This window comes from Candidatus Amarolinea dominans (assembly GCF_016704685.1).
In the GTDB taxonomy this organism is placed as follows: domain Bacteria; phylum Chloroflexota; class Anaerolineae; order SSC4; family Amarolineaceae; genus Amarolinea; species Amarolinea dominans.
This window is the reverse complement of the sequence record NZ_JADIZS010000002.1, coordinates 211,752-236,229: the sequence shown is the minus strand read 5'-3', so window position 1 is coordinate 236,229 and position 24,478 is coordinate 211,752. Positions and strand designations below refer to the sequence as shown.

17 protein-coding genes are annotated in these 24,478 nt (G+C 62.8%); 14 read left to right on the top strand and 3 right to left on the bottom strand.

The genetic code is table 11. The annotated features are described in order from the left end of the window. The first annotated feature begins 129 nt into the window (after window positions 1-129). The 4 genes from IPF85_RS02595 to IPF85_RS02580 all read left to right on the top strand — a co-directional run bounded on the left by IPF85_RS02595 (window position 130) and on the right by IPF85_RS02580 (window position 5,577). Window positions 130-1,188, top strand: a complete 1,059-nt coding sequence (locus IPF85_RS02595) for an ABC transporter permease (RefSeq protein WP_343406504.1) — start codon at window positions 130-132, stop codon at window positions 1,186-1,188. Between the two features lie 22 nt (window positions 1,189-1,210). Then, on the top strand, window positions 1,211-2,221 hold the full coding sequence (locus IPF85_RS02590) for an ABC transporter permease (protein ID WP_343406503.1): 1,011 nt from the start codon (window positions 1,211-1,213) through the stop codon (window positions 2,219-2,221). Between the two features lie 106 nt (window positions 2,222-2,327). After that, on the top strand, window positions 2,328-2,921 hold the full coding sequence (locus tag IPF85_RS02585; RefSeq protein WP_343406502.1) for a hypothetical protein: 594 nt from the start codon (window positions 2,328-2,330) through the stop codon (window positions 2,919-2,921). Between the two features lie 22 nt (window positions 2,922-2,943). Further along, entirely contained in the window at window positions 2,944-5,577 is a 2,634-nt protein-coding gene (locus IPF85_RS02580) for a DEAD/DEAH box helicase (protein ID WP_343406501.1), read from the top strand. A 127-nt stretch (window positions 5,578-5,704) separates the two neighbouring features. Here the strand turns inward: IPF85_RS02580 and IPF85_RS02575 are convergent, their stop codons facing one another. Next, window positions 5,705-6,121, bottom strand: coding sequence for a hypothetical protein (locus IPF85_RS02575; protein WP_343406500.1), 417 nt, complete (start codon window positions 6,119-6,121; stop codon window positions 5,705-5,707). A 380-nt stretch (window positions 6,122-6,501) separates the two neighbouring features. Here IPF85_RS02575 and IPF85_RS02570 point away from each other — a divergent pair, with 380 nt between their 5' ends. Beyond that, window positions 6,502-7,593: a mannose-1-phosphate guanylyltransferase gene (locus IPF85_RS02570; RefSeq protein ID WP_343406584.1), complete on the top strand. Its 1,092-nt coding sequence runs from the start codon at window positions 6,502-6,504 to the stop codon at window positions 7,591-7,593. A gap of 16 nt (window positions 7,594-7,609) precedes the next feature. After that, on the top strand, window positions 7,610-9,379 hold the full coding sequence (locus IPF85_RS02565; RefSeq protein ID WP_343406499.1) for a hypothetical protein: 1,770 nt from the start codon (window positions 7,610-7,612) through the stop codon (window positions 9,377-9,379). Here IPF85_RS02565 and IPF85_RS02560 read toward each other — a convergent pair. Then, window positions 9,376-11,607: an AAA family ATPase gene (locus tag IPF85_RS02560; RefSeq protein ID WP_343406498.1), complete on the bottom strand. Its 2,232-nt coding sequence runs from the start codon at window positions 11,605-11,607 to the stop codon at window positions 9,376-9,378. The genes IPF85_RS02565 and IPF85_RS02560 overlap by 4 nt on opposite strands. Window positions 11,608-11,787: 180 nt before the next feature. Here IPF85_RS02560 and priA point away from each other — a divergent pair, with 180 nt between their 5' ends. Continuing rightward, entirely contained in the window at window positions 11,788-14,631 is a 2,844-nt protein-coding gene (gene priA / locus IPF85_RS02555; RefSeq protein WP_343406497.1) for a primosomal protein N', read from the top strand. On the opposite strand, the gene IPF85_RS02550 is transcribed toward priA, so the two are convergent. Next, window positions 14,623-14,991, bottom strand: coding sequence for an Hpt domain-containing protein (locus tag IPF85_RS02550; protein ID WP_343406496.1), 369 nt, complete (start codon window positions 14,989-14,991; stop codon window positions 14,623-14,625). The genes priA and IPF85_RS02550 overlap by 9 nt on opposite strands. Window positions 14,992-15,598: 607 nt before the next feature. On the opposite strand from IPF85_RS02550, the gene IPF85_RS02545 reads away from it, so the two are divergent. The 7 genes from IPF85_RS02545 to IPF85_RS02515 all read left to right on the top strand — a co-directional run bounded on the left by IPF85_RS02545 (window position 15,599) and on the right by IPF85_RS02515 (window position 24,472). Beyond that, window positions 15,599-16,009: a response regulator gene (locus IPF85_RS02545; RefSeq protein WP_343406495.1), complete on the top strand. Its 411-nt coding sequence runs from the start codon at window positions 15,599-15,601 to the stop codon at window positions 16,007-16,009. Between the two features lie 39 nt (window positions 16,010-16,048). Next, window positions 16,049-16,516: a hypothetical protein gene (locus IPF85_RS02540; protein WP_343406494.1), complete on the top strand. Its 468-nt coding sequence runs from the start codon at window positions 16,049-16,051 to the stop codon at window positions 16,514-16,516. Continuing rightward, a complete protein-coding gene (locus tag IPF85_RS02535) occupies window positions 16,407-19,688 on the top strand; it encodes a response regulator (protein ID WP_343406493.1) in 3,282 nt (1,093 codons plus the stop codon). Before IPF85_RS02540 ends, IPF85_RS02535 begins: the two co-directional genes overlap by 110 nt. Further along, window positions 19,654-20,943: a histidine kinase gene (locus IPF85_RS02530; protein WP_343406492.1), complete on the top strand. Its 1,290-nt coding sequence runs from the start codon at window positions 19,654-19,656 to the stop codon at window positions 20,941-20,943. Before IPF85_RS02535 ends, IPF85_RS02530 begins: the two co-directional genes overlap by 35 nt. Before the next feature lie 11 nt (window positions 20,944-20,954). After that, on the top strand, window positions 20,955-21,653 hold the full coding sequence (locus IPF85_RS02525) for a response regulator transcription factor (RefSeq protein WP_343406491.1): 699 nt from the start codon (window positions 20,955-20,957) through the stop codon (window positions 21,651-21,653). A 99-nt stretch (window positions 21,654-21,752) separates the two neighbouring features. After that, window positions 21,753-22,142 carry a response regulator transcription factor gene (locus IPF85_RS02520; RefSeq protein ID WP_343406490.1) on the top strand — a complete coding sequence of 130 codons (390 nt, stop codon included), beginning with the start codon at window positions 21,753-21,755 and terminating at the stop codon, window positions 22,140-22,142. A gap of 128 nt (window positions 22,143-22,270) precedes the next feature. Further along, window positions 22,271-24,472: a chemotaxis protein CheA gene (locus IPF85_RS02515; RefSeq protein ID WP_343406489.1), complete on the top strand. Its 2,202-nt coding sequence runs from the start codon at window positions 22,271-22,273 to the stop codon at window positions 24,470-24,472. Window positions 24,473-24,478: the final 6 nt, after the last annotated feature.

Genomic DNA, 24,478 nt, shown 5'->3' with positions numbered 1-24,478 from the left:
AGGATGACAGAACTTCCACCGTAACCGTTCAGGCCCTACCCCCCCTCTCCCGTCGTGTGCTTTTCCACGACGGGAGAGGGGGCCGGGGGTGAGGGTCTGCACGCTGATGGATAAAGGAGACCGCAGAAAATGGGACGTTACATCGTACGCCGCCTGCTCTGGATGGTGCTCACCATGTTTGTGGTGTCAGCCATCACGTTTACCCTCATGCACTCTGTGCCCGGTGGCCCGTTTGACAAAGAGAAAGCCTTGCCGCCTGAGATCATTGCGATCTTGGACAAGCGCTATCATCTGAATGACCCATTGATCGTACAGTATTTTGACTATCTGTCCAACGTGATTGTGCCCAAGCTGTCCTCTGTACCGCCCAACACCTCTCTCCTGGATGACGCCATCGTCAACATCAAGGTGGGTGACAAGCAGTGGATCAAATGGATGAATTTTGGGCCGTCGTTTACGTCACGCAGCCGCACGGTCAATGATATCTTCCGCCAGCAATTCCCCATCTCCGCGCAACTGGGTCTCATCGCCCTGATCGTAGCGGTGATTATCGGTATGCCACTTGGCATCCTGGCTGCTCTCAAACAGAATTCGTTTTTTGACTATCTCGGCATGGGTGTCGCTATTTTCGGTGTCTCGGTGCCGGTCATCGTGATGGGGCCAATCCTGGTGTGGATCTTTGGTGTCACCCTCAAGTGGCTGCCACCCACCGGCTGGGGCGCTCAACCGCCGTTCGTGCTCGGTTTTCTGCCCTCCAACCTGGGGCCGGATTTTTTCCGCTATGCAGCCATGCCCTGTATCGCGCTGGGGCTGGGCAGCTCCGCCATCATCGCCCGCCTGACACGCGCCAGCTTGCTCCAGGTGGTCCGCGAAGACTACATCCGCACGGCGCGTGCCAAGGGCCTGACCGAGCGCACGGTGGTGACACGCCACGCGCTCAAGAATTCGCTCATCCCTGTGGTCACCATCCTGGGACCGATGTTTGCCGGCTTAGTGACCGGTACCTTTGTCACCGAAACCATCTTTGGCATTCCGGGGATGGGCAAATACTTCATTACCAGTATCACCAACCGTGATTACCCCGTGATCATGGGCACGATTCTGCTCTACGCCATCCTGCTGGTCATCGCCAACCTGGTCGTGGACGTTCTCTACGGCTTCCTGGATCCGCGTATCCGCTACGCCTAAATTCGGAAGAGGAGCCTCGCAAATGAGTACACAAAATAGCAGCGCCGTCACGATCAACTTGGCGCGCAAGGGCGACAGCTTGTGGGCTGAGGCCTTCCGCCGGCTCATCCGCAATCGCGCAGCCGTCATGGGCATGGCGATCATCTTTATGCTCATTGTTCTGGCTGTGGGCGCTCCCTTCATTGCGCCCAGGTCATTTTCTGACCAGACGCTGCTGGATGTCAACAAAGTGCCTACCTGGGTGCCCACCATCTTTACCTCCATGAAGCCCTACGCCAGGTACAGTGCGGACTATCCTATCGGGGCCGACTATGTGGGCCGCGATATTTTCAGCCGCATCGTCTTCGGCTCGCGCATCTCCCTCACCGTGGCCATCATCGGTCCATTGGTGAGCCTGCTGATCGGCGTGATCTTTGGCAGCGTTTCTGGCTACCTCGGCGGTCGTGTTGACAACATCATGATGCGCATCGTGGACATTCTCTACGCCTTCCCGCAGATCCTGTTCATCATTCTGCTCATGGCGTTCTTCCGCTCCACCTTCGCCAAACCAGAGCCAGGTACTTTTAGTTACGCGATCAGTCAACTGGACGCCGCCCTGGGAGGTGTGCTCTTCATCTATGTGGGCATTGGACTGACCGCCTGGGAGACGATGGCCCGCCTCTCCCGCGGCCAGGTGCTGTCAGTCCGTGAAAAGGAATATGTCGAAGCGGCCCGCACCATCGGCGCCAAAGACATGTCCATCATGTTCCGCCACATCATGCCCAACATCATTGGCCCCCTGATCGTGGCCGAAAGCCTCTCCATTCCCGGTTACATCAGCCTGGAGGCGTTTCTCTCCTTCATCGGCCTGGGGGTCAATCCGCCGACGCCCTCGTGGGGTTCGATGATTGCTGATGGCTCCCAGGTGATACGCACCTATCCCAACCAGGCCATCTTCCCCGCCCTGGCCCTGGCCATTACGATGTTCGCCTTCAACTTCCTGGGCGATGGTCTGCGCGACGCGCTCGACCCACGCCTGAAGGGTACCAGCTAACAGCCAACCATGGCAGCCTTGTCCATCAAGCCCGGCGGTGACAGCCGGGCTTTTTGTTGGACAGGATTGACAGGATTAACAGGGTTTCTGCCTGAACGCCTCAACTATGAAAACAAGTCTAATCGCTCCCCTCTTGCTTGTCATCGTGGCCGGCGTCGCGGTCGCAGCCTGGTTGGCTCAACCGCCGGATGTGGCGCCCTATCGTTTTGCCGGCACACCCACTCCCCCCGGCCAGACCGGCGTCGAAGTCTACGCCCAGCGCTGCTCCACCTGTCATGGCGACGTGGGCCAGGGACTCACCGCAGCCTGGCGCGCCACCTGGGACGAGGAGCACCAGAACTGCGCCTCTGCCAAGTGCCACGGCCGTGACCATCCGCCGGAAGGTTTCCAAATACCCAACAACTACGCGCCGGCCGTGGTCTCTGCCGGCGCCCTGCGTCGTTTTGCCAACGCCCAGGTGCTCTACGATTACGTCTCGCTCACCATGCCCTACTCTGCGCCGGGCGATTTGACCCCAACCCAGTATTGGCGCGTGGTCAACTTCTTGCTCTGGGCCAACGGCGTCACCGATGTCCCCAACGGCGTCACGGCCGAAAATGCGGCGCAGATCGAGTTGGGCACGCGCCTCCACACCCTGCCGGTCATCCAGCCGGCCACTCCCGTGCCTCAGCCCATCATGGGCGGGAGCAGCCGGCCATAGCACGCCGGCAGGAGCCATTGCCATGAGCATCGAGGATTGCCTGGCTGAGTTGCGGCAGGACGCCGACTTCATGCGCCAGGTAACTGCCTGGCAGGAGCTGCCGGCCCGCGCCGGGCAATTCGCGCCCATTCCGGCCGCGCTCGATCCGCGCCTGGCGCACGCGCTGCAGCAGCGCGGGCTGGCTCATCTGTACACCCACCAGGCCGAGGCGTTAGAGATCGCCTTGCGCGGCGAAAACCTGGTCATCGTCACCGCCACGGCGTCAGGCAAAACCCTGTGTTACAACCTGCCGGTCCTGCACACCCTTCTGCAGCAGCCGCAGGGCCGCGCCATCTACCTTTTCCCCACCAAGGCCCTGGCCCAGGATCAGTTGGCCGAACTGAACACCTTGCTGACCACCCTCCACGCCGCGGAATCAGGCCCGACCGCTGCGCCGATCCGCGCCAGCACTTACGATGGCGACACCCCGGCCGGCCAACGTCGCACCATTCGCAGCCAGGCACGCATCCTGCTCACCAACCCGGACATGCTGCACACCGGCATCCTGCCCAACCACCCGTCATGGGCCGCCTGGTTTACGCATCTGCGCTTCATTGTGCTGGATGAACTGCACACCTACCGCGGGGTGTTTGGCAGCCATGTCGCCAACGTGCTGCGCCGCCTGCGCCGCCTCTGCCAGTTCTATGGCAGTGCGCCCCAGTTCATCTGCACCTCGGCCACGATCGGCAACCCGCAAGAGCTGGCCGAACGCCTGCTGGAAGCGCCGGTGCGCCTGCTGGACCGTGACGGCTCGCCGCAGGGCACGCGTCACGTAGTCCTATACAACCCGCCCGTGGTGAATCGCGACCTGGGCCTGCGCCGCTCCAGCGTTCTGGAGGCTGAACGCCTGGCTGCTCATTTCCTGGCGCACGGGGTGCAGACGATCGTCTTTGCGCGTAGCCGGCTGACCACCGAACTGCTGCTGACCTATCTGCGGCGCCGCGTGCAACGGCCTTTGCCCACAGCCCGCCAACAGCCGGGCGGCGCGCAGCACCAGGTTGACCCGGATGCCGTGCGCGGCTATCGTGGAGGCTATCTGCCGGAAGAACGGCGGGCCATCGAAACCGGCCTGCGCCAGGGTCGGGTGCGCGCCGTGATTGCCACCAACGCCCTCGAATTGGGGGTGGACATCGGTCAAATGGGCGCGGCCGTGTTGACCGGATTCCCCGGCGCCATTGCCAGCACCTGGCAGCAGATGGGCCGGGCCGGACGTCGCCAGGGCGTGGCCGCGGCCATCCTCATCGCCGGCCCGGGCGCGCTCGATCAGTACGTCATCACCCATCCGCGCTACTTCTTCGAGCAAAGTCCGGAGCGTGCCTACATCAACCCCGACAACCTGGTCATCCTCCTGAACCATTTGCAGTGCGCGGCCTTCGAGCTGCCGCTGACGACCGCTGAAACTTTTGGACAGGTTGCTTTTACGCAGGAACTGCTGGCCTACCTGGCACAGCAGGGGCTGCTGCATCAGAGCGGCGACGCCTGGTACTGGATGAACGAGAACCAGCCGGCGCGCCAGGTGTCACTGCGTGCGGCCGGCAATGACACCGTCACCATTCTGGCCGCCGACGCCGCCGCAGCTCCGACCGCGGCCGCCGCGCCGGTCATCGGCGTGCTCGACCGTTTCAGCGTGCCGCTGTTGTTGCACGAAGGGGCGATTTATCTGCACGAAGGCAGTAGCTACCTGGTGACGCGCTTGGATTGGCCGGCCGGGCAGGCCTTTGTGCAGCCTGTCAGCCTGGAGTATTACACGGAAGCCAGCAGCACCACCACGGTGCTGGTGCGTCGTGAGGAGAAACAAGAACGGCTGGGCAGCAGCCTGCGTGGCCAGGGCGAAGTCACCGTCACTACCCAGGCCACCACCTACCGCAAAGTCCGGCTCTACACGCAGGAAACCCTGGGCACTGGGACGATTGAACTCCCTGAGCAGCGCATGGACACCACGGCCTATTGGCTCAGCTTGCCGGAGGAAGCCAGTGAGAGTTTGCGTAGCCAGGGCCTGTGGTGGGACGAGCCGATTCTGGACTATGGCCCCAACTGGCAGGAGCAGCGGGGCCACGTGCGGGCGCGTGACGGCTATCGCTGCACAGGCTGCGGCGCCGCGGAGACGCCCGCGCGCCAGCACGATGTGCATCACCGCGTCCCCTTTCGTTTCTTTGGCTACATCCCCGGCCCGCCGCCGTTGGGCAACCAGGCCTACCTGGAGGCCAACCGGCCGGAGAATCTGACCACCCTCTGCCGGACCTGCCATCGCCGTGCGGAGATGATCGTCCACGTGCGCAGCGGCCTGGCCGGTCTCGCCTACGCCCTGGTCAACGTGGCGCCGCTGCACCTGATGTGCGATCCGCGTGACCTGGGCGCGACGCACGATTTCAAGAGCCAGCACAACGGCCTGCCGACGATCACGTTGTACGACCGCATCCCCGGCGGCATCGGCCTTGCCCCGCGGCTCTTCGAGCTACACACCACCCTGCTGCAGGCTGCACGTGACCTGGTCATGGCCTGCGGCTGTCGCGGCGGCTGCCCGGCCTGCGTCGGCCCCAATCAGGAAACCGCAGACAGCCCGGTCAGCACGCGTCAGTTGACGCTGGCACTTATTGATACAATTTTGGGTGAGTAGGAGATATTCAACGCAAAGACTGCTCTGGGTGCAGGACGCTATCGGCTTAGTTCAAGATCCTGCAATCCTTCTTCTGTCATCCAGCGGCGCGGCCTCTTGCGTCTATGATGCCGGACCTGTGAATCAGTTATACAGGCTGCAGTTCCTCGACGATGTTGCCATCGGATACCGTTTCCACCGGCGGTTTGTCATCACCGCGTTCCCACATCATGGAGAATCCCCAAATAGTGGCATCCCCTATCCAGAAATCTGCCGGCGTAAACTGCATCTTCGAGTGCGGCGGTGGTTCGGGTCGGGATGGGTGATATTCCACGTCCCATCCGAATGCTTCACCCTGCCAGTATTTGTTCTGCTGATGAACCTGTTCAGCTAACGCTCTCACGGCATCCAGGTCGGGAATGAGCACGGGCACATACGGCCTGAACTCGGGGTCAATGGTGATCCTGACCTTAGCGATTGTGCCGCTTAGCCTGTTCATGGCGCCAGGCGATGATGATTTCGTCGTATCGCTCGTTGATGATTCGCTCAATTTCGTTAAGCTCATGATAAATACCCCAAGAAAGCGTAGCACAGCGATTAGGGCTTGTCAAGAAACAACTTCCCAATCCTGTGGTCGTGCTCTGCCAGGGCAGAAGCTGGTAAGATACTAACCTTCGCCTGGGATGGGCGGGCGTCAGTTTCAGCGGTTCCAAATGAAGCCTGGTTTTTAACCACAGAGATCACAAAGAACGCAGAGAAGTTGCTGATTTGCGTCTGATCTGCCGTTTCTTTGTGTTCTTTGTGCTCTTTGTGGTTGAATGTGTGCTACATTTGGAACTGCTGCGTCAGTTTGGCCTGGCAGCGCCCACCGTGCTATACTGGCGCATGCGTAGCCCGGGCTGCGCAAAGCGCCCAATCAGCGCCAGGACAGAGAGGTCTTTGACGATGCACCGTAACGAACACCTGTACGCCGTCATTCTGGCTGGCGGCGGCGGCACCCGCCTGTGGCCGCGCAGCCGCCAGGCTCACCCCAAGCAATTCCTCGATCTCACGGGCGAAGGCACCATGCTGCAAGAGGCCTACGCCCGCATCGCGCCCATCATCCCGGCGGAGCGGGTCCTGGTCATCACCAATGCCCGCTACGTTGACCTGGTGAGCGAGCAGGCGCCGGCTATTCCCCGCGCCAACGTCATTGGGGAGCCGGTCGGGCGCGGAACAGCGCCCGCGATTGGCCTGGCTGCTGCGCTCCTGCGTCAGCGCGACCCCGACGCGGTGATGGCCATTCTCACGGCCGACCATTTGATTGCACGTAAGGAAACCTTTCGTCGCGCCCTGCTCGCCGCCGCGGAGGTGGCGAGCACACCGGGGCGCCTCGTCACCCTGGGCATCACACCGGCCTATGCTGAAACCGGCTATGGCTATGTGGAGCGGGGCCCGGAAATCACCACGCTGGATGGCCTGACCGCCTACCGGGTGCTGCGTTTTACCGAAAAGCCCAATCGTGAGACGGCCGAGCGTTTCGTGCAGAGCGGCCAGTTTTCCTGGAACAGCGGCATGTTCCTGTGGCGCGCGGATAGCATCCTCGCTGAGATTGCCCGCCAGATGCCCGAACTGAGCGCCCAGTTGGCCGCGATCGCGGCGTCGCTCAACCAGCCGGCTGCAGACGTAGCCTGGGTCCCGGCCTGGATGCAGATTCGCAGCGAAACGATTGATTTTGGCATCATGGAGGGCGCGCTCGACACCGTCGTCCTGCCGGTGGACATCGGCTGGAACGACGTGGGCAGTTGGGCCGCGCTGGCCGATGAACTGCCGGCCAACGAGCAGGGCAACGTGGTGCAAGGCCCGCACATCCTGTTGGACACGCATGACAGCTTCGTCTTCAGCGAACAGCGCCTGATCGCGGCCATCGGCCTGCAGCGCATGATCGTGATTGATACGGCCGACGCGCTGCTGATCTGCCCGCGTGAGCGCGCCCAAGAGGTCAAGGGAATCACCGAGGCGTTGAAGGAGCGCGGCCTGTCCGCCTACCTGGCCTAGAGAAAGGAGTCATTGTATGGATCGCGCGGTCCCATTTGCCACCAGTGAAGGCATCGAACTGTATCTGCGCACCTACTACTCGTTGCTGCGCAGCAGCGGTTCCATTCGCGTGCGCTCGCTGGAAGAAGCGCACATCAGCACCAATTCCAGCCTGCACTTCAAAGCGGCCGACCCGGAGCCGGACATCTCTGCCTTTCTCTACGCCTGGCTGCGCCTGCCGCCGGAGATCGTGCATGTGCGCTACGTGCTGCTCGGCCAATCGGAAGATGTCTTTGCCCGTCGCGGCTACGGGGCCATCGAAAGCTGGCGCCTGGTGCGCGCGCCGGCGCGGCGGCGGCGCATGTTCTATGACGATCATGAGAACCTGGCCTGCTTCATTGCCAGCGTCTCCGACATTGATGATCTGATCCCCATCCTGACCGCCTTCCAGATCGAGTGGAACAAGATGCACATGCGCCTGCGCGGTTCCGTGCTGCTGCAGACCATCAAGCAGCACCATGTGCAGGGCAAGCCGCTGGGCGATGTGGAGCAGGAGGCGCTGCAAGAGATTTTGGAGATGAGCAGCGATGACCTGGAGAAACTGGCGGGCACCTGGGGATCTCACCTGGCCGAACGCCTGGAGCAGATTGGCCAGTACGAAATGAACCTGTTCGTTAACCTGTTGGCGGGGTCACGCACCGATTACCGCAAAGCTACGCAAGGCTGGTGGCGCACCATCGAAGACCGCACCGCCGAGGCCAGCCAGGGGCGCCTCGATGCGGCGACGGTCACCAGGCGCCCGATTTACTTCGTTTCGAGTAACACGCACAGCCTGCCCAACGCCCTGTGCGGCTTCGCCAGCCAATACCGGGCCGAACTGCTGACTTTTCTGGAGACGAACAATCCTGAAAACCTGTGGCCGGAAGCGCAGACTGCCCAGGCCATCGGTTCACAGGGGCGCCTGCTCAATCTGCTCTACTACATCCAGCGTTTCTTTTTGGCAGAGCGCGGCCACACGCAGCGCATGGCCGACTATCGGCAGGCCGAGACCGCATCGGGCATCAGCACCATCAGTACGCCGGCCTATCTCGATGTGTCGAGTCACATCATCGAACTAAACCGGATTGATCCGGCCAAATGCGATCCGCGCCTGCAACTGCCGCAGATGGAGCGCCTGCGCCAGAGCGAGGCCATCATCATCAACATTGACTATCCGTTAGGGATGGCGGCCTATCATATCCTGGCGCAGGTGACCACGAGCGTGCCGGAGTTGCGCGGCGCCTATTTCATGGGCAAGGCAGCCACCCTGAATGGCCGCGTCGGTGATGTGATGATTCCCAACGTGGTCTATGATGAACATTCGCGTAACACCTTCCTGTTCAAGAACAGCTTCACCGCGGCCGATGTGGCGCCCTATCTCTCATTTGGCAGCGTTTTCGACAATCAGAAGGCGATCACGGTGCGCGGCACCTTTCTGCAAAACCGCGAGTTCATGAGCATCTTCTACCGTGAGGGTTACACCGACATCGAAATGGAGACCGGGCCGTATTTGAGCGCCCTGTACGAGGACATCTACCCGCAGCGCTACCCGCAGGACGAAATCGTCAATCTCTTCATCAACGCGCCCTACGACATCGGCGTGTTGCACTACGCGTCAGACACGCCGTACAGCCGCCGTCAGCAGTTGCTGTCCAAGAGTCTGTCTTTCTTCGGCGTAGATGCGACCTATGCGACCACGATCGCGATCTTGCGCCGCATCTTCAAGCAGGAGATCGAGCTAGTGGGTGAGGATCGGGATGCGCTCTAGCATCCGATAGATGACGACGGCCTCGCGGGCGCGCCCAGTGCCCGCGACATATCCCCCTGGCCTTCATAAATCGTGCTCAGGACGGTCAGCAGTTGGGCCTGCTGCTTCCAGGCGCCCAGGCGCTGAAAGCCTTCCAGGGCCAGCGCAGAATGATGCTCGGCCTCTGCCAGGCGACCGGCCGCCTGGTGAATCTCCCCCAACCGTTCATGCGTGCGGATCTGCCAGAGATCGGAGCCGGGGAGGTTCAGCACCTGCTGCAACAGGTTGAGTGCGGCATCGTCTTGTCCTGTCTGCGTAGACAGATCAGCCAGGACATGCGCCAGGTGGATGCGACTGCTCACGTCGCCACGCGTTTCTACGGCAGAGCGGGCTTGGAGCAGTTTTTGTTGCGCCTTTTCCAACTGACCCAATCGCAGCATGACCTCTCCCTGCTGGGTCAACAGATCAGCCGGCAGGGTTGTGATGAGGTCGGCCGGCAGATTGTCGCAAGCGGCCTGCACGTGAGCGGCGGCATTCTCCCGATCATCGTGTTGCAGACTCACCTGGGCCATGCGACAGCGGATGAGGATGTGCTCCGCCACGTCACCGGTACACCCCAGGGCGGCCTGATAGTGTTCCAGGCCGGCCCGGTAATCGCCGTTCAACTCGTGGATATCACCCAACGCCCGATGAATGAGCATCTGGGTGGTCGTGTCCCCGGGCTGGGTGGCTTGCGACAGCGCGCCCCAGTACAACTCACGCGCACTGTCCAGGGCATTCAGGCTGAAGGCCCAGCCGGCCAGGGCCATCAGCGCCGGCAGGATGTCATCATCGCTGGCGCCGGCCAGGCGGGCGTGCATGGCGGCCTTCACCGCCGCTTGCACATCGCCCTGCTCATGCCAGGCATTCAACTGGCCGGCCAGGAGGCGATGCAGGCGCCGGGCCTGATCCGCACGCGCATCGTCGTAGATCGTACGGCGAATCAGGCTATGGCTCAGACCGATGACCCGGTTCTCTGGCGGCGCGCTGGCCGTGCGCTCAGGCCGCGGCTCTGCTCTCAGCCAGAGCAGGCCTGTCGGTGCCAGTTCGGCCAGGGTGGTCTGCAGGGTTTGGGGACTCCAATCGAGCACGCGGCGCGCCAGTTCGAGATCGAGGGGCCAATTGCTCACCGCCAATACCAGGAGGAGTTGGTGGCCGTTGCTACTCAAACCGGCACGACGCTGCTGCAGGACGCTGCGCACGTTCGGCGCCAGCGCCGGCCACCGGCTTGGGTTGGCTGCAGCCGCAACCATCGGCTGCCCGGGGGGCGAGGCCTGGGCGCTCGCCGCCAGCAGATGGCGCTCCTGCCAATCGGCCAGGGTGTGTAACAAGAAGAGCGGGTTCCCTTCGCACCCTTCCCACAGGTAGTGCGCCAGGGCGGGGTCTGCGGCCCCGGGCAGCAGCGCCATGAGCCATTGACCGACGGCCTCCTGGCTGAGCGGCGCTAACCGGAGCCGTTGCACCGCCTGAATGCCGTTCCAGCCACTCACTCTGCCATTGGTGCGCACCCCGCGCAGCAGATGATGCAGGGGATGCGAATCGTCTATTTCATCCGGGCGATGGGTCAGGACCACCATCAGCGGTTGGCGCATGCTGTTGTTTAGCGGGCGGCCGATATGCACCAAATAGTGGATGAACGCCAGCGTCGAGCGATCAGCCCATTGAACATCATACAGGGCGATGACCAGGGGTTTCACGCGCGCAACGGCGCTCAGAAAGTTGCACAGACCGGAGTGCAACCGATTTTGATCTATGCGGCCCTCGATGGCGGGCGCCGGCGTTGCCACCGAGCCGGTCAGCAGGGCCTCCGGCACGAAACGCCCAACCTCAGCCCAAACCGTAGTCGGCAGATTCAGGTCGGCTGGCAGGTCGGGCCCCAGGATGCTGGTCAACTGATCCCACAGCGACGCCAGCAGTTCGATCAAGGGTTGATAGGGTATGTGCAACCCGGTGTCGTAGCTGCGACTGCTGACGAACAGGGCGCCTTGCGTGGTCGTTTGGGCGCCGAATACGTCAACCAGGGTCGCCTTGCCCACCCCAACGTCGCCCTCGACGGCCACCAGCACACTGTCGCCGCGCAGGGCCTGGCCCCAGCGGGCCTGCAGCCAGGCCAACTCGGCCTCGCGTGCCACAAATGGCGACAGGCGCGTCATGACGGTGCTTTCATCCTGCCCGCTGACGGTCCTCACATTTGGTTGTTGCCTTGTCATGCGACTCAAACCTTACAGCACGAACAGAATTGCCTATGTGCCTCAAATACGGCATAATAACGTGGCCTGACAGGAGAGTGCTGCCAGATCACGCGCCGGTGGTTGAATCTGTTCAGATCGAACGACGGCGCTGCCCCGATTCTTGGGTCAGGAACGACACCGGCAGGAGTATAACCGACTTTGAACAATCTCGCAATGCCCGCCGCTGATCTCACGGCTGTGCCCTGCGCAGTGGCCGACGTTGTTGTCAACACGCCGGTCAACCGCGCCGGTGGCTACGCGGCCACCAGCGACATCTTTAGCTACGAGATTCCACCGCTGCTGCAGGGACAGATCGAACCTGGGCACCTGGTGTGGGTGCCGTTCAGTGGTCGCCGCCTGCAAGGGATCGTGGTCGGCCTGCGGTCGGATGCCCCGCCGGGCGTCACCTTGCGCGCCCTGGCTGAACTGGCCGCGGCTGAGCCGGTGCTATCGGCTGTGCAATTGGAACTGGCGCGTTGGCTCAGTCAGCGCTACCTGGCGCCGCTGCGCGATTGCCTCTTTATCATGCTGCCGGCCGGCGTGGCCCAGCGGGTGGATGTCGTCCTGAGCCGCCAGGGCGCGGGGCCGCTGCCCGATGATCTGAGCGCCGAGCAGCGGGCCTTGCTGGTGCGTTTGCAACGCAACGATGCCAGCCAGCGTGTGCTCAAGAAGGAAAATCCGGTTTGGGTGCAGAGCCGCGTGCTGCAACCGCTGCTGCGGCGCGGCCTGGTCACGCGGCGCAGCGCCGTCACCTCGCCCACGGTGCGCCCGCACGTGCAGCCGTTGGTGCGCCTGCTGGCGGACCCGGAGACCATCCGCCAGGTGCTGCCCACGCTGGGGCGCCGCAGCAAGCAGGCTGATGCCCTGGAGATGCTGGCACGCCACACGCCCCCGGTGCTGACGATGGACGCGCTGCAAAAACTGGCTGGCTGTGGGCCAGGGCCATTGCAGGCCCTGGCGGATCGCGGCTCGATTCGCATCGTTTCTGCCCCGGACACCCACGGCCGCCAGGCCTCCCTGGCGCTGACGCCCGCCGAAGCCGACGCGGCCGTGATCAGCCTGCGCGGGGGCGAAAAATATCAACGAGTGCTCGATGTTCTGCGTGAGTCCGCCGAGCCGCTGTGGGTGGGCCGCGTGCTGGCCGCGGCCAATGTGGACATGCCCACCCTGCGTACACTGGCCGGCGCCGGCCTGATTGCGCTGGAATCGGTCGAAGTGATGCGCGATCCCCTGGCCGGCCGCACCTTTGCTCAGCAAACGCCGCCGCTGTTGACCGCCGAGCAGGAGAAGGCCTGGGGCGCGATCGAGTCTGTGCTGACCGCAGCGCGGCCGGCCAACATGAGTAGCCGTTTTTTTCTCTTGTTTGGTGTCACCGGCAGCGGTAAGACGGAAATCTACCTGCGTGCCATTGCCACGGCGCTGGCACAGGGGCAGCAGGCCATTGTGCTGGTGCCTGAAATTGCACTGACGCCGCAGACGATCGCCCGTTTCGCGGTGCGTTTCCCCAATCGGATCGCGGTGTGGCACAGCGATCTCTCGGTCGGCGAACGCTTCGACACCTGGCGGCGGATACGTCGGGGCGAGCTGCCGGTGGTGATCGGTCCGCGCTCCGCGCTTTTTGCGCCGCTGACCAATGTGGGCGTCATCATCATGGATGAGGAGCACGATAGCAGCTACAAGGAGCACGAACGCCAGCCCCGCTATCAGGCGCGCGCGGTGGCGCTGCGCCTGGGTCAACTGACGGGGGCGACGGTCATCCTGGGCAGTGCCACGCCCGCGCTGGAAACCTTCTATGCCGCGCAGCGCGGTCAGTTGCAGCTCCTGTCGCTGCACAACCGGGTGATGGGGCATCGGCCAGGCACGGAGGGTGGGGATGTCCAGCCCTTGACGATCGAGCTGCCCGAGGTGACGGTGGTGGACCTGCGCCAGGAGCTGCGCGCCGGCAACCGCAGCATTCTCAGCCGCGCCCTGCAAGCCGCTCTGCAGCAAACGCTCGACGCGGGCGAGCAGGCCATTCTGTTCCTCAACCGCCGCGGCAATGCCACGGTGGTGATGTGCCGGGATTGCGGCCATGTGGAACAGTGTACCCGCTGCGAACTGCCCATGACCTACCATGGCCCCCTGGCGGAGCAGGAGCAGCCGGTAGGGGTTGAGCTGACGCCGCAGGGCGCCCGTCGCCTGGAGCAGGCGGTGCTGACGCCTTTTTTGCTCTGTCATCAGTGTAATCGTCGCCGGCCGGTGCCCACCACCTGCCCGGCCTGCGGCAGTGTTCGCATCCGCTACCTGGGCGCTGGCACGCAACGCATCGAACAGGCGGTGCGCGAGCAGTTTGCGCAGGCGCGCACACTGCGTTGGGATCGTGACACCACGCAGCACAAGGGCGCCCATGCCGAAATCCTGGAGCAGTTCAGCAATCACCAGGCCAATGTGCTCATCGGCACGCAGATGATTGCCAAAGGCCTTGATCTGCCGATGGTCACGTTGGTAGGGGTGATCAGCGCTGACATGGGGCTGTATCTGCCCGACATGCGCGCCGCCGAACACACCTTTCAAGTGTTGATGCAGGTGGCTGGGCGCGCCGGCCGTAGCGCACGCGGCGGACAGGTGATTGTCCAAACCTATACCCCCGACCATTACACGGTCAGCGCGGCCAGTCAGCATGATTACATCAGTTTCTTCAGGCGGGAATTGGATTATCGGCGACAGTTGGACTATCCCCCGCTGACGCGCTTGGTGCGCCTGGTGTACAGTCACAGCAACGCAGAGCAGGCAGAGGCGGAGACGCAGCGAGTTGCACGTTTGTTGCAAGGGGAAATCAGCCGGTTGGGGATGAGCGATGTGGGGATGATTGGGCCGGCGCCCTGCTTTTTTGCGCGGCTGCGCTATCGCTACCGCTGGCACATCCTGGTGCGGGGACGTGGCAGTGATCCAAGCGCGGTGGTGCGCCTCATCACCCTGCCCGCGGGGTGGCACATTGATGTTGACCCGGTCAACCTACTGTAGCCCAGCCCAGCCCTGCATGCCTGGCCGGCTGATCTGATCGAGAGCCATGCATAGGCGCTGCACTTCTGTTTCCAGGGTGGTGCTGGCTTCTGTCATGCGCGCCAGGTTGTCGTGGCGTGCCACTTCTTCCAGGCGACGGGCCGCCTCGAATGCGGGCTTGGCCGCGAAGTTGCTGACGACGCCCTTGAGCGAGTGCGCCACCTGCATGACGGTCTGCCGGTCCCCACAGCGCGCCGCCTCGGAGACCTGGGCCAGCATCAAACCAGAGCTCTCGAAGAAGAGTCCGGCCAGTTCACTCAAGAAAGCATGGTCATGATCGAACCGTTGCCACAGTTCGTGGCTGTCAAGAACTTGACTCATAGAATAATACCGCCTGGTTCAGAATATCGCGTTGGGCTGCAACGTTGGCAGATCACGTTGGCAAACCTCAACGTTCAACAGTCAGTATAATTTACTGATTGTTGGATAGCAATAGCCCACAAGCCCCATACTCGCACCTTGAGGCGCATGTCTGCGTCTTTGCTTGTGGCCGACTTGAAAATCAACGGCTAGGAGCGCGGGCGTCTCGCCCTGCGGGCCGCCCGCAGGGCCGCCATCTTCCCCCCTTCTCCTCTCCGCCGCGCGGAGAGGAGAAGGGGCCGGGGGATGAGGTGAGGCCCCTCCTCCCGCACTTGAGAACTCTGTGGCAGACCGGCTGAAGCCTCGATTCCGGGTACATTTGGATTCGCAGGCCGCCCGCAGGGCCGCCATCTTCCCCCCTTCTCCTCTCCGCCGCGCGGAGAGGAGAAGGGGCCGGGGGATGAGGTGAGGCCCCTCCTCCCGCGGTTGTGCATCCGGTATGACGACTGACTTGTCAGGCTGAACGTTTCCGTTTACAATGTTGGCTATCCCTTGCCAGACGCCCTTGTCTCAGCTCGATTGAAGACAGCGCCGGGGACACAGCCAAGCCATGAAGAAGAGACCGTCCATGCAATTTGCGGTCTATTTTCAGAACAGCGAGACGACGATGGCCATCAAATCTATCCTCATGATTGACGACGATCTTCAGATTAGTCGCCTGGTGCGCTTCATACTCGAGTCCGCCAAGTATAAGGTGCGCACTGCAAACAACGGAGAGCAGGCGCTACTCCTGTTGGCGGCCGAAAAGCCCGACCTGATCTTCTGCGATGTGGCTATGCCTGTCATGGATGGATTCATGACGGTGCAGGCCGTGCGCAGTAATCCAGCCTGGCACGATGTACCGATCATCATGCTGACGGCGCTGGGCGATGTGCGGGACCTCGACCGTGCCTTCAGCGCCGGCGCCAATGGCTTCCTCGGCAAACCGTTCAGCCCAAAAGAGATGCTCGCCACGGTGGCCCAGTTGAGCGACGCTTGACGGTCGCGCCTTTTGATTCGTGATGAAAGGGCTTGCGCTATGATCAATCCCTTGCTCCAGCGCCAGTTGCAGGCAACCGGCCTGACGTCAGAAGCTCTGCCGGCCAACGACGCAGCCTGGCTCGACTTCCTGACGCGGCTCAGCCTGGACTACGACAGCCTGTGTCAGTCGTCTGACACAGAGTTGGAGCGACGCCTGCGGGAGACGCTGCTGCTCAATCGCGCGCTGGCCGCCACCTCCTCCGCGTTGGAACCCACGGCCATTTTGACCATCCTCTGCGAGGAACTGGCGCGCGCCTTCGATGTGCCACAGGCGGCCGCCACCCTGTTGAGCGAAGACGGCAAGGATCTGCGTGGTGGCCGAATACTGCGCACCCGGGCGGCCTTCGGCCGCAGGCGTGGTAATCCCGGTTGCCAACAATGCCGCATCGCAGTACGTGCTGGCGCAGCGCAAACCGCTGGTCGTGCGCGACGCTCAGCACGACGAACGCCAGGCGGTGATTCATGATATGCAGCGTCGCCGCGGCACGATCTCCCTGTTGATTGTGCCAATTCTGGTGCGCGACCAGGTGATCGGAACGATCGGGCTTGACGCCATTACGTGGCGGGAGTTTAGTGACGAGGAGATTGCGCTGGCGTTGAACGTGGCCTCGGCCGCGGGCAAGGCGCTGGAACACGCGCAGTTCTACGTGGCCCTGCAGCGGGACCTGCTCGACCGTCAACGCATCGAAATGATGCTGGCCGAGGAGCGCAACCTGCTACGCACCTTGATTGACAATCTGCCCGACTACGTGTACGTCAAAGATACTCAGAGCCGCTTTTTGCTCAACAACAGCTCCCACATCAGGCTCTTAGGCGCTGCCACCCAGGAAGCGGTGCTGGGAAAGAACGATTTCGAGTTCTTTTCCCAGGAACATGCCAGCCGCTACTATGCCGATGAGCAGGAGCTGATGCGCAGCGGCCTACCGCTCATCAATCATGAAGAGCCGGTGATTGACCAGGTCACCGCCGCTCTTTCCTGGTGCGCGACGACGAAAGTTCCCCTGCGCGACAGCAGCGGCCTGATCGTGGGCCTGGTCGGCCTGAGTCACGATATCACGGAGCAGAAGCGCGCCCAGGAAGCCTTGCGCACCCAGGATCGCCTCCTGCGCGGCGTGGCCGATGCGGTCAACCACCTGCTGCGAGCCGACGACAACGAGACGATCCAACAGGCGCTGGGCATGTTGGGAGAGGCTGCCAATGTGGACCGCGCCTACATCTTCGAGAGCCACGACAATTCTCTGACCGGTGAACACCTGGTCAGTCAACGCGTCGAGTGGGTCAGTGACCAGACCACGCCGCAGATTGACAATCCGGCCTTACAGCACGCCAGCTACGCGTTGATGCCCCGCTGGTATGAAGTTCTCTCTTCCGGTTCCTCGCTCTGCGGCCGTGTGTGCGACTTTCCTGCCAATGAACGCCTCCTGCTCGGACCGCAGGACATTTGCTCCCTGCTGGTGGCGCCGATCATGGTGACCGGGCAATTCTGGGGCTTCATCGGTTTCGATGACTGTCACAGTGAGCGTCAGTGGTCAGAGTATGAGGAATCGGTGCTGTTCACGGTAGCCGGCAGCCTGGGCAGCGTCATGGCGCGCAAGCAGGCGCGTGAAGAACTGGAACGCAAGAACCAGGCGCTCGACGCCGCACTGGTGGCCGCGGAATCCGCGACGCGGGCCAAGTCCGAATTTCTGGCCAACATGAGCCACGAAATTCGCACGCCCATGAACGCGGTCATCGGCATGACCGGGCTGCTCCTGGACACGACGCTGAGCGGCGAACAGCGCGATTTTGTGCAAACTATTCGCGCCAGCGGCGATGCCCTGCTGACGATCATCAACGATATTCTCGATTTTTCCAAGATCGAGTCTGGACACATGGAGATGGAGCAACAGCCGTTCGATAGTCGTGTCTGCGTCGAAGAGGCGCTCGATCTCTTTGCGGCCAAGGCAACGGAAAAGAGTTTGGAGTTGGTATCCTATGTGGATGCCAACGTCCCCAGTCATATCGTCGGTGACATGACGCGTCTACGTCAGATCCTGGTGAACCTGATCGGTAACGCCTTGAAGTTCACGCAGCATGGCGAGGTGGTGCTATCGGTCGCGGCGCAGCCTGTGCCGGCACGCCCGCCAACAGAAGAAGGAGCGCTGCCCACCGCATCTACGGCCTATCAACTGCACTTTTCTGTGCGCGATACCGGCATCGGCATCCCTGTGGAGCGGATGGATCGGCTTTTTCATGCTTTCAGCCAGGTTGACGCCTCGATCACGCGCCGTTACGGCGGCACGGGCCTGGGGCTGATTATCAGCAAACGCCTGGCCGAACTGATGGGCGGCGCCATGTGGGTCGAGAGTGAAGTGAATCGCGGCTCCATCTTTCACTTTACGATTTATGCAGCGGCCGCCGCCGCGCCGTTGGGCCAGTCACCCGTGGGCAACCTGGCGCAGCTCAACGACAAGCGGGTGTTGATTGTGGATGATAATGAGACCAATCGGCGCATCCTGCTCCTGCAAACACAGGCCTGGGGCATGATCGGCCATACCGTGGCCTCCGCCCAGGAGGCGCTCACTCTGCTGCGCCTAAATACGCCGTTCGACCTGGTCATCATGGATGTGCAGATGCCAGAGATGGACGGCGTGACGCTGGCGCGCGAGATTCGGCGCTTGCCCGATGGCCTGCACCTGCCCCTGATCGTATTGACCTCCCTGGGCGCGCAAGATGTGCGCCGCCAAGCCGCCGGTCTCAACCTGGCCGCGTTTCTCAACAAACCGGTCAAGGAGAGCCAATTGCAGTCGGTGCTCCTGACGGCGCTGGGCGCTGCCCAGGTCGCGGCCACCCAACCTGCATTGACCCGTTTTGATGCCAACTTTGCCCAGCGCCATCCGTTGCACATCCTGGTGGCTGAAGACAACGCCATCAACCAGAAGGTGGCCCTGCGCACCCTGGAGCGCCTGGGGTATCGGGCCGAGGTGGCGGCCAACGGGCTTGAGGTTCTGGAGGCGTTGCAGCGCCAGTCGTTCGATGTTGTCCTGATGGACGTGCAGATGCCGGAGATGGATGGCCTGGAGGCGACGCGGCTGATTCGCCAACGCTTCGATCTGAGCCGGCAGCCGCACATTATCGCCATGACGGCCCACGCCATGTCGGAGGACCGCGAGATCTGTCTGGCGGCTGGTATGGACGACTATGTGGCCAAGCCGGTCCGCATCGAAGCTCTGACGGCTGTACTGGGCCACGCACGCACGTTGCCGGCGCCAGTGGCGCCGGCGCCGCAAACGCTGACCGCGGAAGTGGTTCTGAGCCGCCATGCCCTGGATGAGCTGCGGCTGTTGGTGGGCGACCAGGACACGCATGTGCTCAATGAATTGATCGAAGGCTATATCAATGACCTGCCCAAACAGGCGCAGGCGCTGCAGCGGGCCTTGGCCGTTGAGGATTGGGTGGCGCTGCGGCGTATCGCGCATACGCTGAAATCGAGCAGCGCCATGTTTGGCGCGCTGCGCTTGACGGCCCTCTGCCAAACGCTTGAAATCATCGCGGTGCCCGGGCATTTCAGCGAGGCGCAGGAGAAGATTGGGCAGATGTGGATCGAGATGCAACGGGCAATGGATGCCTTGCTCGTCGAACGGCAGTCTCATGCATGAGGCGGCCGCGCGCGAGCAGCCTGATGCTGAGTTGACGCGCGTTGAGCCATTGCTCGCGCGTTTTGTTGAACGACTCAACTTTGTCCATGACGTGGACCGCACCATTCTGACGGCCAACACGCTGCAGGAACTGGCCGTCAACGTCGTCTCGCGTATCCATCGCCTCGTCCCCTACGATTACGCGGCTGTGGTTGAGTTCGACCTGGTCCGCAACACGGTTTACGTCCTGCACCAGGAGGGCGGGCCGGCCCTGACCCAATTTCCCCGCCAGGCCTGGCCCCTGCAAGAGCCTTGTCTCTTGCGTACACAGCAGGCGTTTGCGGTCCTGGCGTTCGACGATATTGGCGCGGTCCTGCAGCGTTACCCTGGATTCAGTGCGTTCGTGGACAGCGGTCTGCACAGCGTACTCAGCGCGCCCCTCCACATTGGCACAGAGGCGACGGGCGGCCTGGTGCTGGCGACCACCACACGTGGCCTGTTCACCGTCGAGCATGTCGAAATCGTGCGGGAGGTCTGTGATTTGCTGTCCGTCGGCTTCCAAAACGTGCGCCTGCGCCTGGAGTTACAGCGCGAGCGCGAGCGCCTGCAGGGCCTCTCCCGGCGCCTGCTGGCCACGCAAGAAACTGAGCGCCGTCATCTGGCGCGTGAACTGCACGATGAAGTGGGACAGATCTTGACCATCATCAAAATCAACCTGCAAACCATGCAGCGTAGGCCCGGCGCCGCCGTCTTCGACAAACCGTTACGTGAGTCCATCGGGATGGTGGAGAGCGCCTTGCAGCAGGTGCGCAACCTCTCTCTCGCCCTACGCCCCTCCTTGTTGGATGACCTGGGCCTGGCCGCGGCCATGCGCTGGTATGTCAACCGCCAGGCCGAGGTGATGGACCTGACCGCCCATGTCGAAGTCAACCTGGAAGAGAAGCGGCCTCCGCCAGCCCTCGAAACGGCCTGTTTTCGTATCGCCCAGGAAGCGCTGACCAACGTGGCGCGTCACGCCGCCGCCAGCACGGTCTGGGTGACGCTGCAGCGCACGGCCGACCGTCTATCGCTGACTGTGCGCGATGACGGTGGCGGCTTCGATGTGGCGGCCGCGCGTGAACGCGCGGTGCTTGGCAATAGTATTGGCCTTCTGAGTATGCAGGAGCGCGCCCTACTCACCGGGGGCCATCTTGTCATTGAATCGGCGGTTGGCGCTGGCACCACGATCCAGGCCGACTTTCCCTGGGTGTTATCGCCCCCTGATGGCGGAGGCTGAGGCTTGTGTAGATGATACGCATTCTCCTGGTTGAAGATCATTCCCTGGTACGCGCCGGCATACGGGCTTTGCTCGCCGGCCTGGACGACATGACCGTGGTGGCCGAGGCCAGCGATGCCGAGGGCGCCATCCGGCAGGTGGCGCAGCAGAACCCTGACATGGTGCTGATGGACATTGCCCTGCCGGGCGTCAATGGCCTGGAACTAACCGCCCATTTCCGGCGCACCCATCCGCAGTTGCAAGTGATCATCCTCTCTATGTACGCCGACGAAGAGTATGTGCTGCAGGCCCTGCGCGTCGGCGCCAAGGGCTACCTCCTCAAAGATTCGAGCATTGGCGAGCTTGAACTGGCGATTCGGGCCGTCATGCGTGGCGAGGCCTACCTGAGCCCTCTCGTCTCCCGGCATGTCGTCTCGGCCTTTGTCAAACAACAGGGCGGCGATGCGGATGCCAACGGCGCGCGCAGCCGGGCCACGAGTCACCTCAAAGAAGGTCTCGCAACGCCCAATCAACTGACCCCGCGCCAGCGCGAAATTTTGCGCCTGATTGCCCAGGGTCAAACCACCCAGGGCATTGCCAATCAACTCAGCATCAGCATCAAAACCGTCGAAACCCATCGCGCCCAACTGATGGAACGCCTCAACATCCACAGCATCGCCGGCCTCGTGCGCTACGCCGTTCACACCGGCCTGGTCAGCCTCGACGACTGAAGTTAGTACAAATCAGGTTTTCCCTGAATCCAATTCGCCTTTTCCTGATGGCCTCTGCCCGCGTGGTACGCGACACTGGCATGAGAGGCTCAACCCATCATGATTCGTGTCTTACTGGTAGACGATAGTCCGGATTTTCTCAACGCCATCACCGAATTCCTGACTCTTTTTTCAGACATTACGGTGGTCGGCCAGGCCCTTTCAGGACCCGAAGCGCTCGACCTGGACGACGACCTGCACCCCGATCTGGTTCTGATTGATCTGATTATGTCCGGCATGAATGGTTTGGAGGCCACCCGCCTGCTCTGTCAGCGGGCGTTGGCCCCGCGGGTTGTCATTGTCACCTCGTATGACGATCTCGAATACCGTGTGGCGGCCGTGGCTGTGGGCGCCAGCGGTTACCTGGTCAAGCCTGACTTGGCGCTGACGCTGCTGCCGCTGCTGCACAGTCTGTTTCCCAGCCGCGTCATGGCGGTCAGCGTTGCGTAGCGAGAGGGGATCGTGTCATGCGTAGTATTTTCTTGTGACTCCCCACCATGGCCGAAAGGCCCCCCCCCCTGCCGTTTCGCCCTCCCCGCCACCGTGGAAAAACTGTTATCGGGGCAGGAGAGCCGCCCATGACTGCACCGACCGTTCTTGACAGCGCCTTCTTTGCCGAATTCCTCAACGACTACTTTGCGGAGTGCGACGAGCATCTGTTGATCGTGCGGCAGCGCCTGCTGGTTCTGGAGGGACTTGTCAACGCGCCAGCGCTGGATCACACCCTGCTGGATGACCTCTTCCGCAGCTTTCACACGCTCAAAGGGCTGTCGGCCATGGTGGGCGTCAAAGATGCCGAGCAGTTGGCGCACCAGATGGAAGACACCCTGCGCGCGGTGCATCAGGACAAACTGGCGCTCAGTGCGGCCGTGTTGGCTGCCTTGAATGCTGGCGCCGTCGTTCTGGCGCAAGTCATCGCCGCGCGGCGTGACGAGCGCAGCGGGCCGGACATTCGCCCGATCAGCCAGCGCCTGTTCAGCCTCGGAAGCGATGGCACACCTCCGGCGCGTCCCGTCCCCCCGACGCCAGTGTACGACGCGCCTTCGGCCGCCGTTCCATCCCCAGCGCTTCCATCCCCGTCGCTTCCATCCCCGTCGCTTCCATCCCCGTCGCTTCCATCCCCATCGCTTCCGCTTCTTCCCGGCCAGGCCGCCTGGCGCTTTCACTTCGTCCCCAGCCCGGAACTGGCCGGTCGAGGCATCACCGTCAACCAGGTTCGCGCCCGCCTGCAGCAGGTCGGCGCCTTGATCCACGCCGCGCCGCAGATTGGCTCGGATGGCGCCATCGCCTTCGAGTTCGTGGTAGCCGGCTCGCCTACCCCGGCCCTGGTTGCTGCCTGGCAAGAGGATGGTCTTTACGGCGAGCCGGTGGACTGGACCAACCCGCCACCGGGCCTGACCGCCCCCTTCACAGCCGATCAGCAGCCCGCCGCGGCTGCGTCTTCAAGCGACCCTGCGGCGCCGGTCGAATCGGCTTCCGCCGCTGCGCTCCTCAGCCCTGCCGGGCCGGCGGTCACGCCGCGCACCAACCACACCCCCGCCGCCTCGGCGTCCCATCCTGCGTTCGATACGGCAGCGACCATGCTGGCGCCCACCAATGTCGTGCGTGTGGACCTGGGGCGCCTGGATGACCTCATGCGCATGATGGGCGACCTGGTCATCAGCCGCGCCCGCCTGGAAGACAGCCTGACCTCCTTGCAGGCCCAGGCGCCTGCGCTGGGCATGCGCAACCTGCAGGAGATCAACCTGGCCCTGGAGCGCCAACTGCGTGTCCTGCGCGAAGGCCTGATGCGCGTGCGCATGGTGCCGGTGGGCGAAGTCTTCACCCGCATGCAGTTTGTCATCCACGACCTGGCCCGCGACAGCGACAAGAAAGTACGGCTGACCTTGCAGGGTCAGGAAACCGAAATTGACAAATACGTGGTCGAACGTCTGATTGACCCCTTGCTGCACCTGGTGCGCAACGCCTTCAGCCACGGCCTGGAATCGGCGGACGAACGCGTGGCCGCGGGAAAGCCGGCCGAGGGCCATTTGCTGCTCAGCGCAGCGGCTGCCGGCGATGCGGTCATCATCGAAGTGGCCGACGATGGCCGTGGGGTGGACATCGAGTCTGTAGCGGTGCGCGCCCGCGCCCACGGCCTGCTCGGCCGCGACGCAGAGTTGGACGCCAACAGCCTGCTCGATGTTCTCTGTGCTCCCGGCTTCTCAACGCGTGATGAGGCGGATCTGGCCAGCGGTCGCGGCATGGGAATGTCCGTCGTCAGGGACACGGTACAAGGGCTGGGCGGTTCGCTCACCCTGGAAACGCAGCCGGGCCAGGGCACGCGCTTCGTCATCGAGCTGCCGCTGACCCTGGCCATTGTGGATGCGCTCATCGTCCGTGTCAGGGAACAGCGTTTTGCCGTGCCCCTGCCCGTGGTGCGCGAAGTGCTGCAACTGACGGCGGCTGCCATCACCCGCTTCGAACACAATGAAATCATGGCCTATCGCAACGCCGTGCTGCCCCTGCTGCGATTGGCCGACTTTTTCAACCTGAACGGCGCCGCGGCCGCCCCCTCCGGCGCCGGCCATGAGCAGCAGGTGATTGTCGTCGGCAGCGATTCGAACCTGTTGGGCGTGGTGGTGGACCGTATCCAGGGCAAGCGCGAGATCGTTGTGCGAGCGGTCACCGATCCGTTGGTGCAGGTGCAGGGCGTGGCCGGCGCCACAGAACTGGGCGATGGCCGCGTGGTGCTCATTCTGGACACCGGATCGCTGCTGCGCGCCGCCCGTATGCGCTGAGGGAGC

Coding starts and splice junctions, on each gene's coding strand:
- IPF85_RS02595 (WP_343406504.1), top strand. CDS start 130: ATGGGACGTTACATCGTACGCCGCCTGCTCTGGATGGTGCTCACCATG.
- IPF85_RS02590 (WP_343406503.1), top strand. CDS start 1,211: ATGAGTACACAAAATAGCAGCGCCGTCACGATCAACTTGGCGCGCAAG.
- IPF85_RS02585 (WP_343406502.1), top strand. CDS start 2,328: ATGAAAACAAGTCTAATCGCTCCCCTCTTGCTTGTCATCGTGGCCGGC.
- IPF85_RS02580 (WP_343406501.1), top strand. CDS start 2,944: ATGAGCATCGAGGATTGCCTGGCTGAGTTGCGGCAGGACGCCGACTTC.
- IPF85_RS02575 (WP_343406500.1), bottom strand. CDS start 6,121: ATGAGCTTAACGAAATTGAGCGAATCATCAACGAGCGATACGACGAAA.
- IPF85_RS02570 (WP_343406584.1), top strand. CDS start 6,502: ATGCACCGTAACGAACACCTGTACGCCGTCATTCTGGCTGGCGGCGGC.
- IPF85_RS02565 (WP_343406499.1), top strand. CDS start 7,610: ATGGATCGCGCGGTCCCATTTGCCACCAGTGAAGGCATCGAACTGTAT.
- IPF85_RS02560 (WP_343406498.1), bottom strand. CDS start 11,607: ATGACAAGGCAACAACCAAATGTGAGGACCGTCAGCGGGCAGGATGAA.
- IPF85_RS02550 (WP_343406496.1), bottom strand. CDS start 14,991: ATGAGTCAAGTTCTTGACAGCCACGAACTGTGGCAACGGTTCGATCAT.
- IPF85_RS02545 (WP_343406495.1), top strand. CDS start 15,599: ATGCAATTTGCGGTCTATTTTCAGAACAGCGAGACGACGATGGCCATC.
- IPF85_RS02540 (WP_343406494.1), top strand. CDS start 16,049: ATGATCAATCCCTTGCTCCAGCGCCAGTTGCAGGCAACCGGCCTGACG.
- IPF85_RS02530 (WP_343406492.1), top strand. CDS start 19,654: ATGCCTTGCTCGTCGAACGGCAGTCTCATGCATGAGGCGGCCGCGCGC.
- IPF85_RS02525 (WP_343406491.1), top strand. CDS start 20,955: ATGATACGCATTCTCCTGGTTGAAGATCATTCCCTGGTACGCGCCGGC.
- IPF85_RS02520 (WP_343406490.1), top strand. CDS start 21,753: ATGATTCGTGTCTTACTGGTAGACGATAGTCCGGATTTTCTCAACGCC.
- IPF85_RS02515 (WP_343406489.1), top strand. CDS start 22,271: ATGACTGCACCGACCGTTCTTGACAGCGCCTTCTTTGCCGAATTCCTC.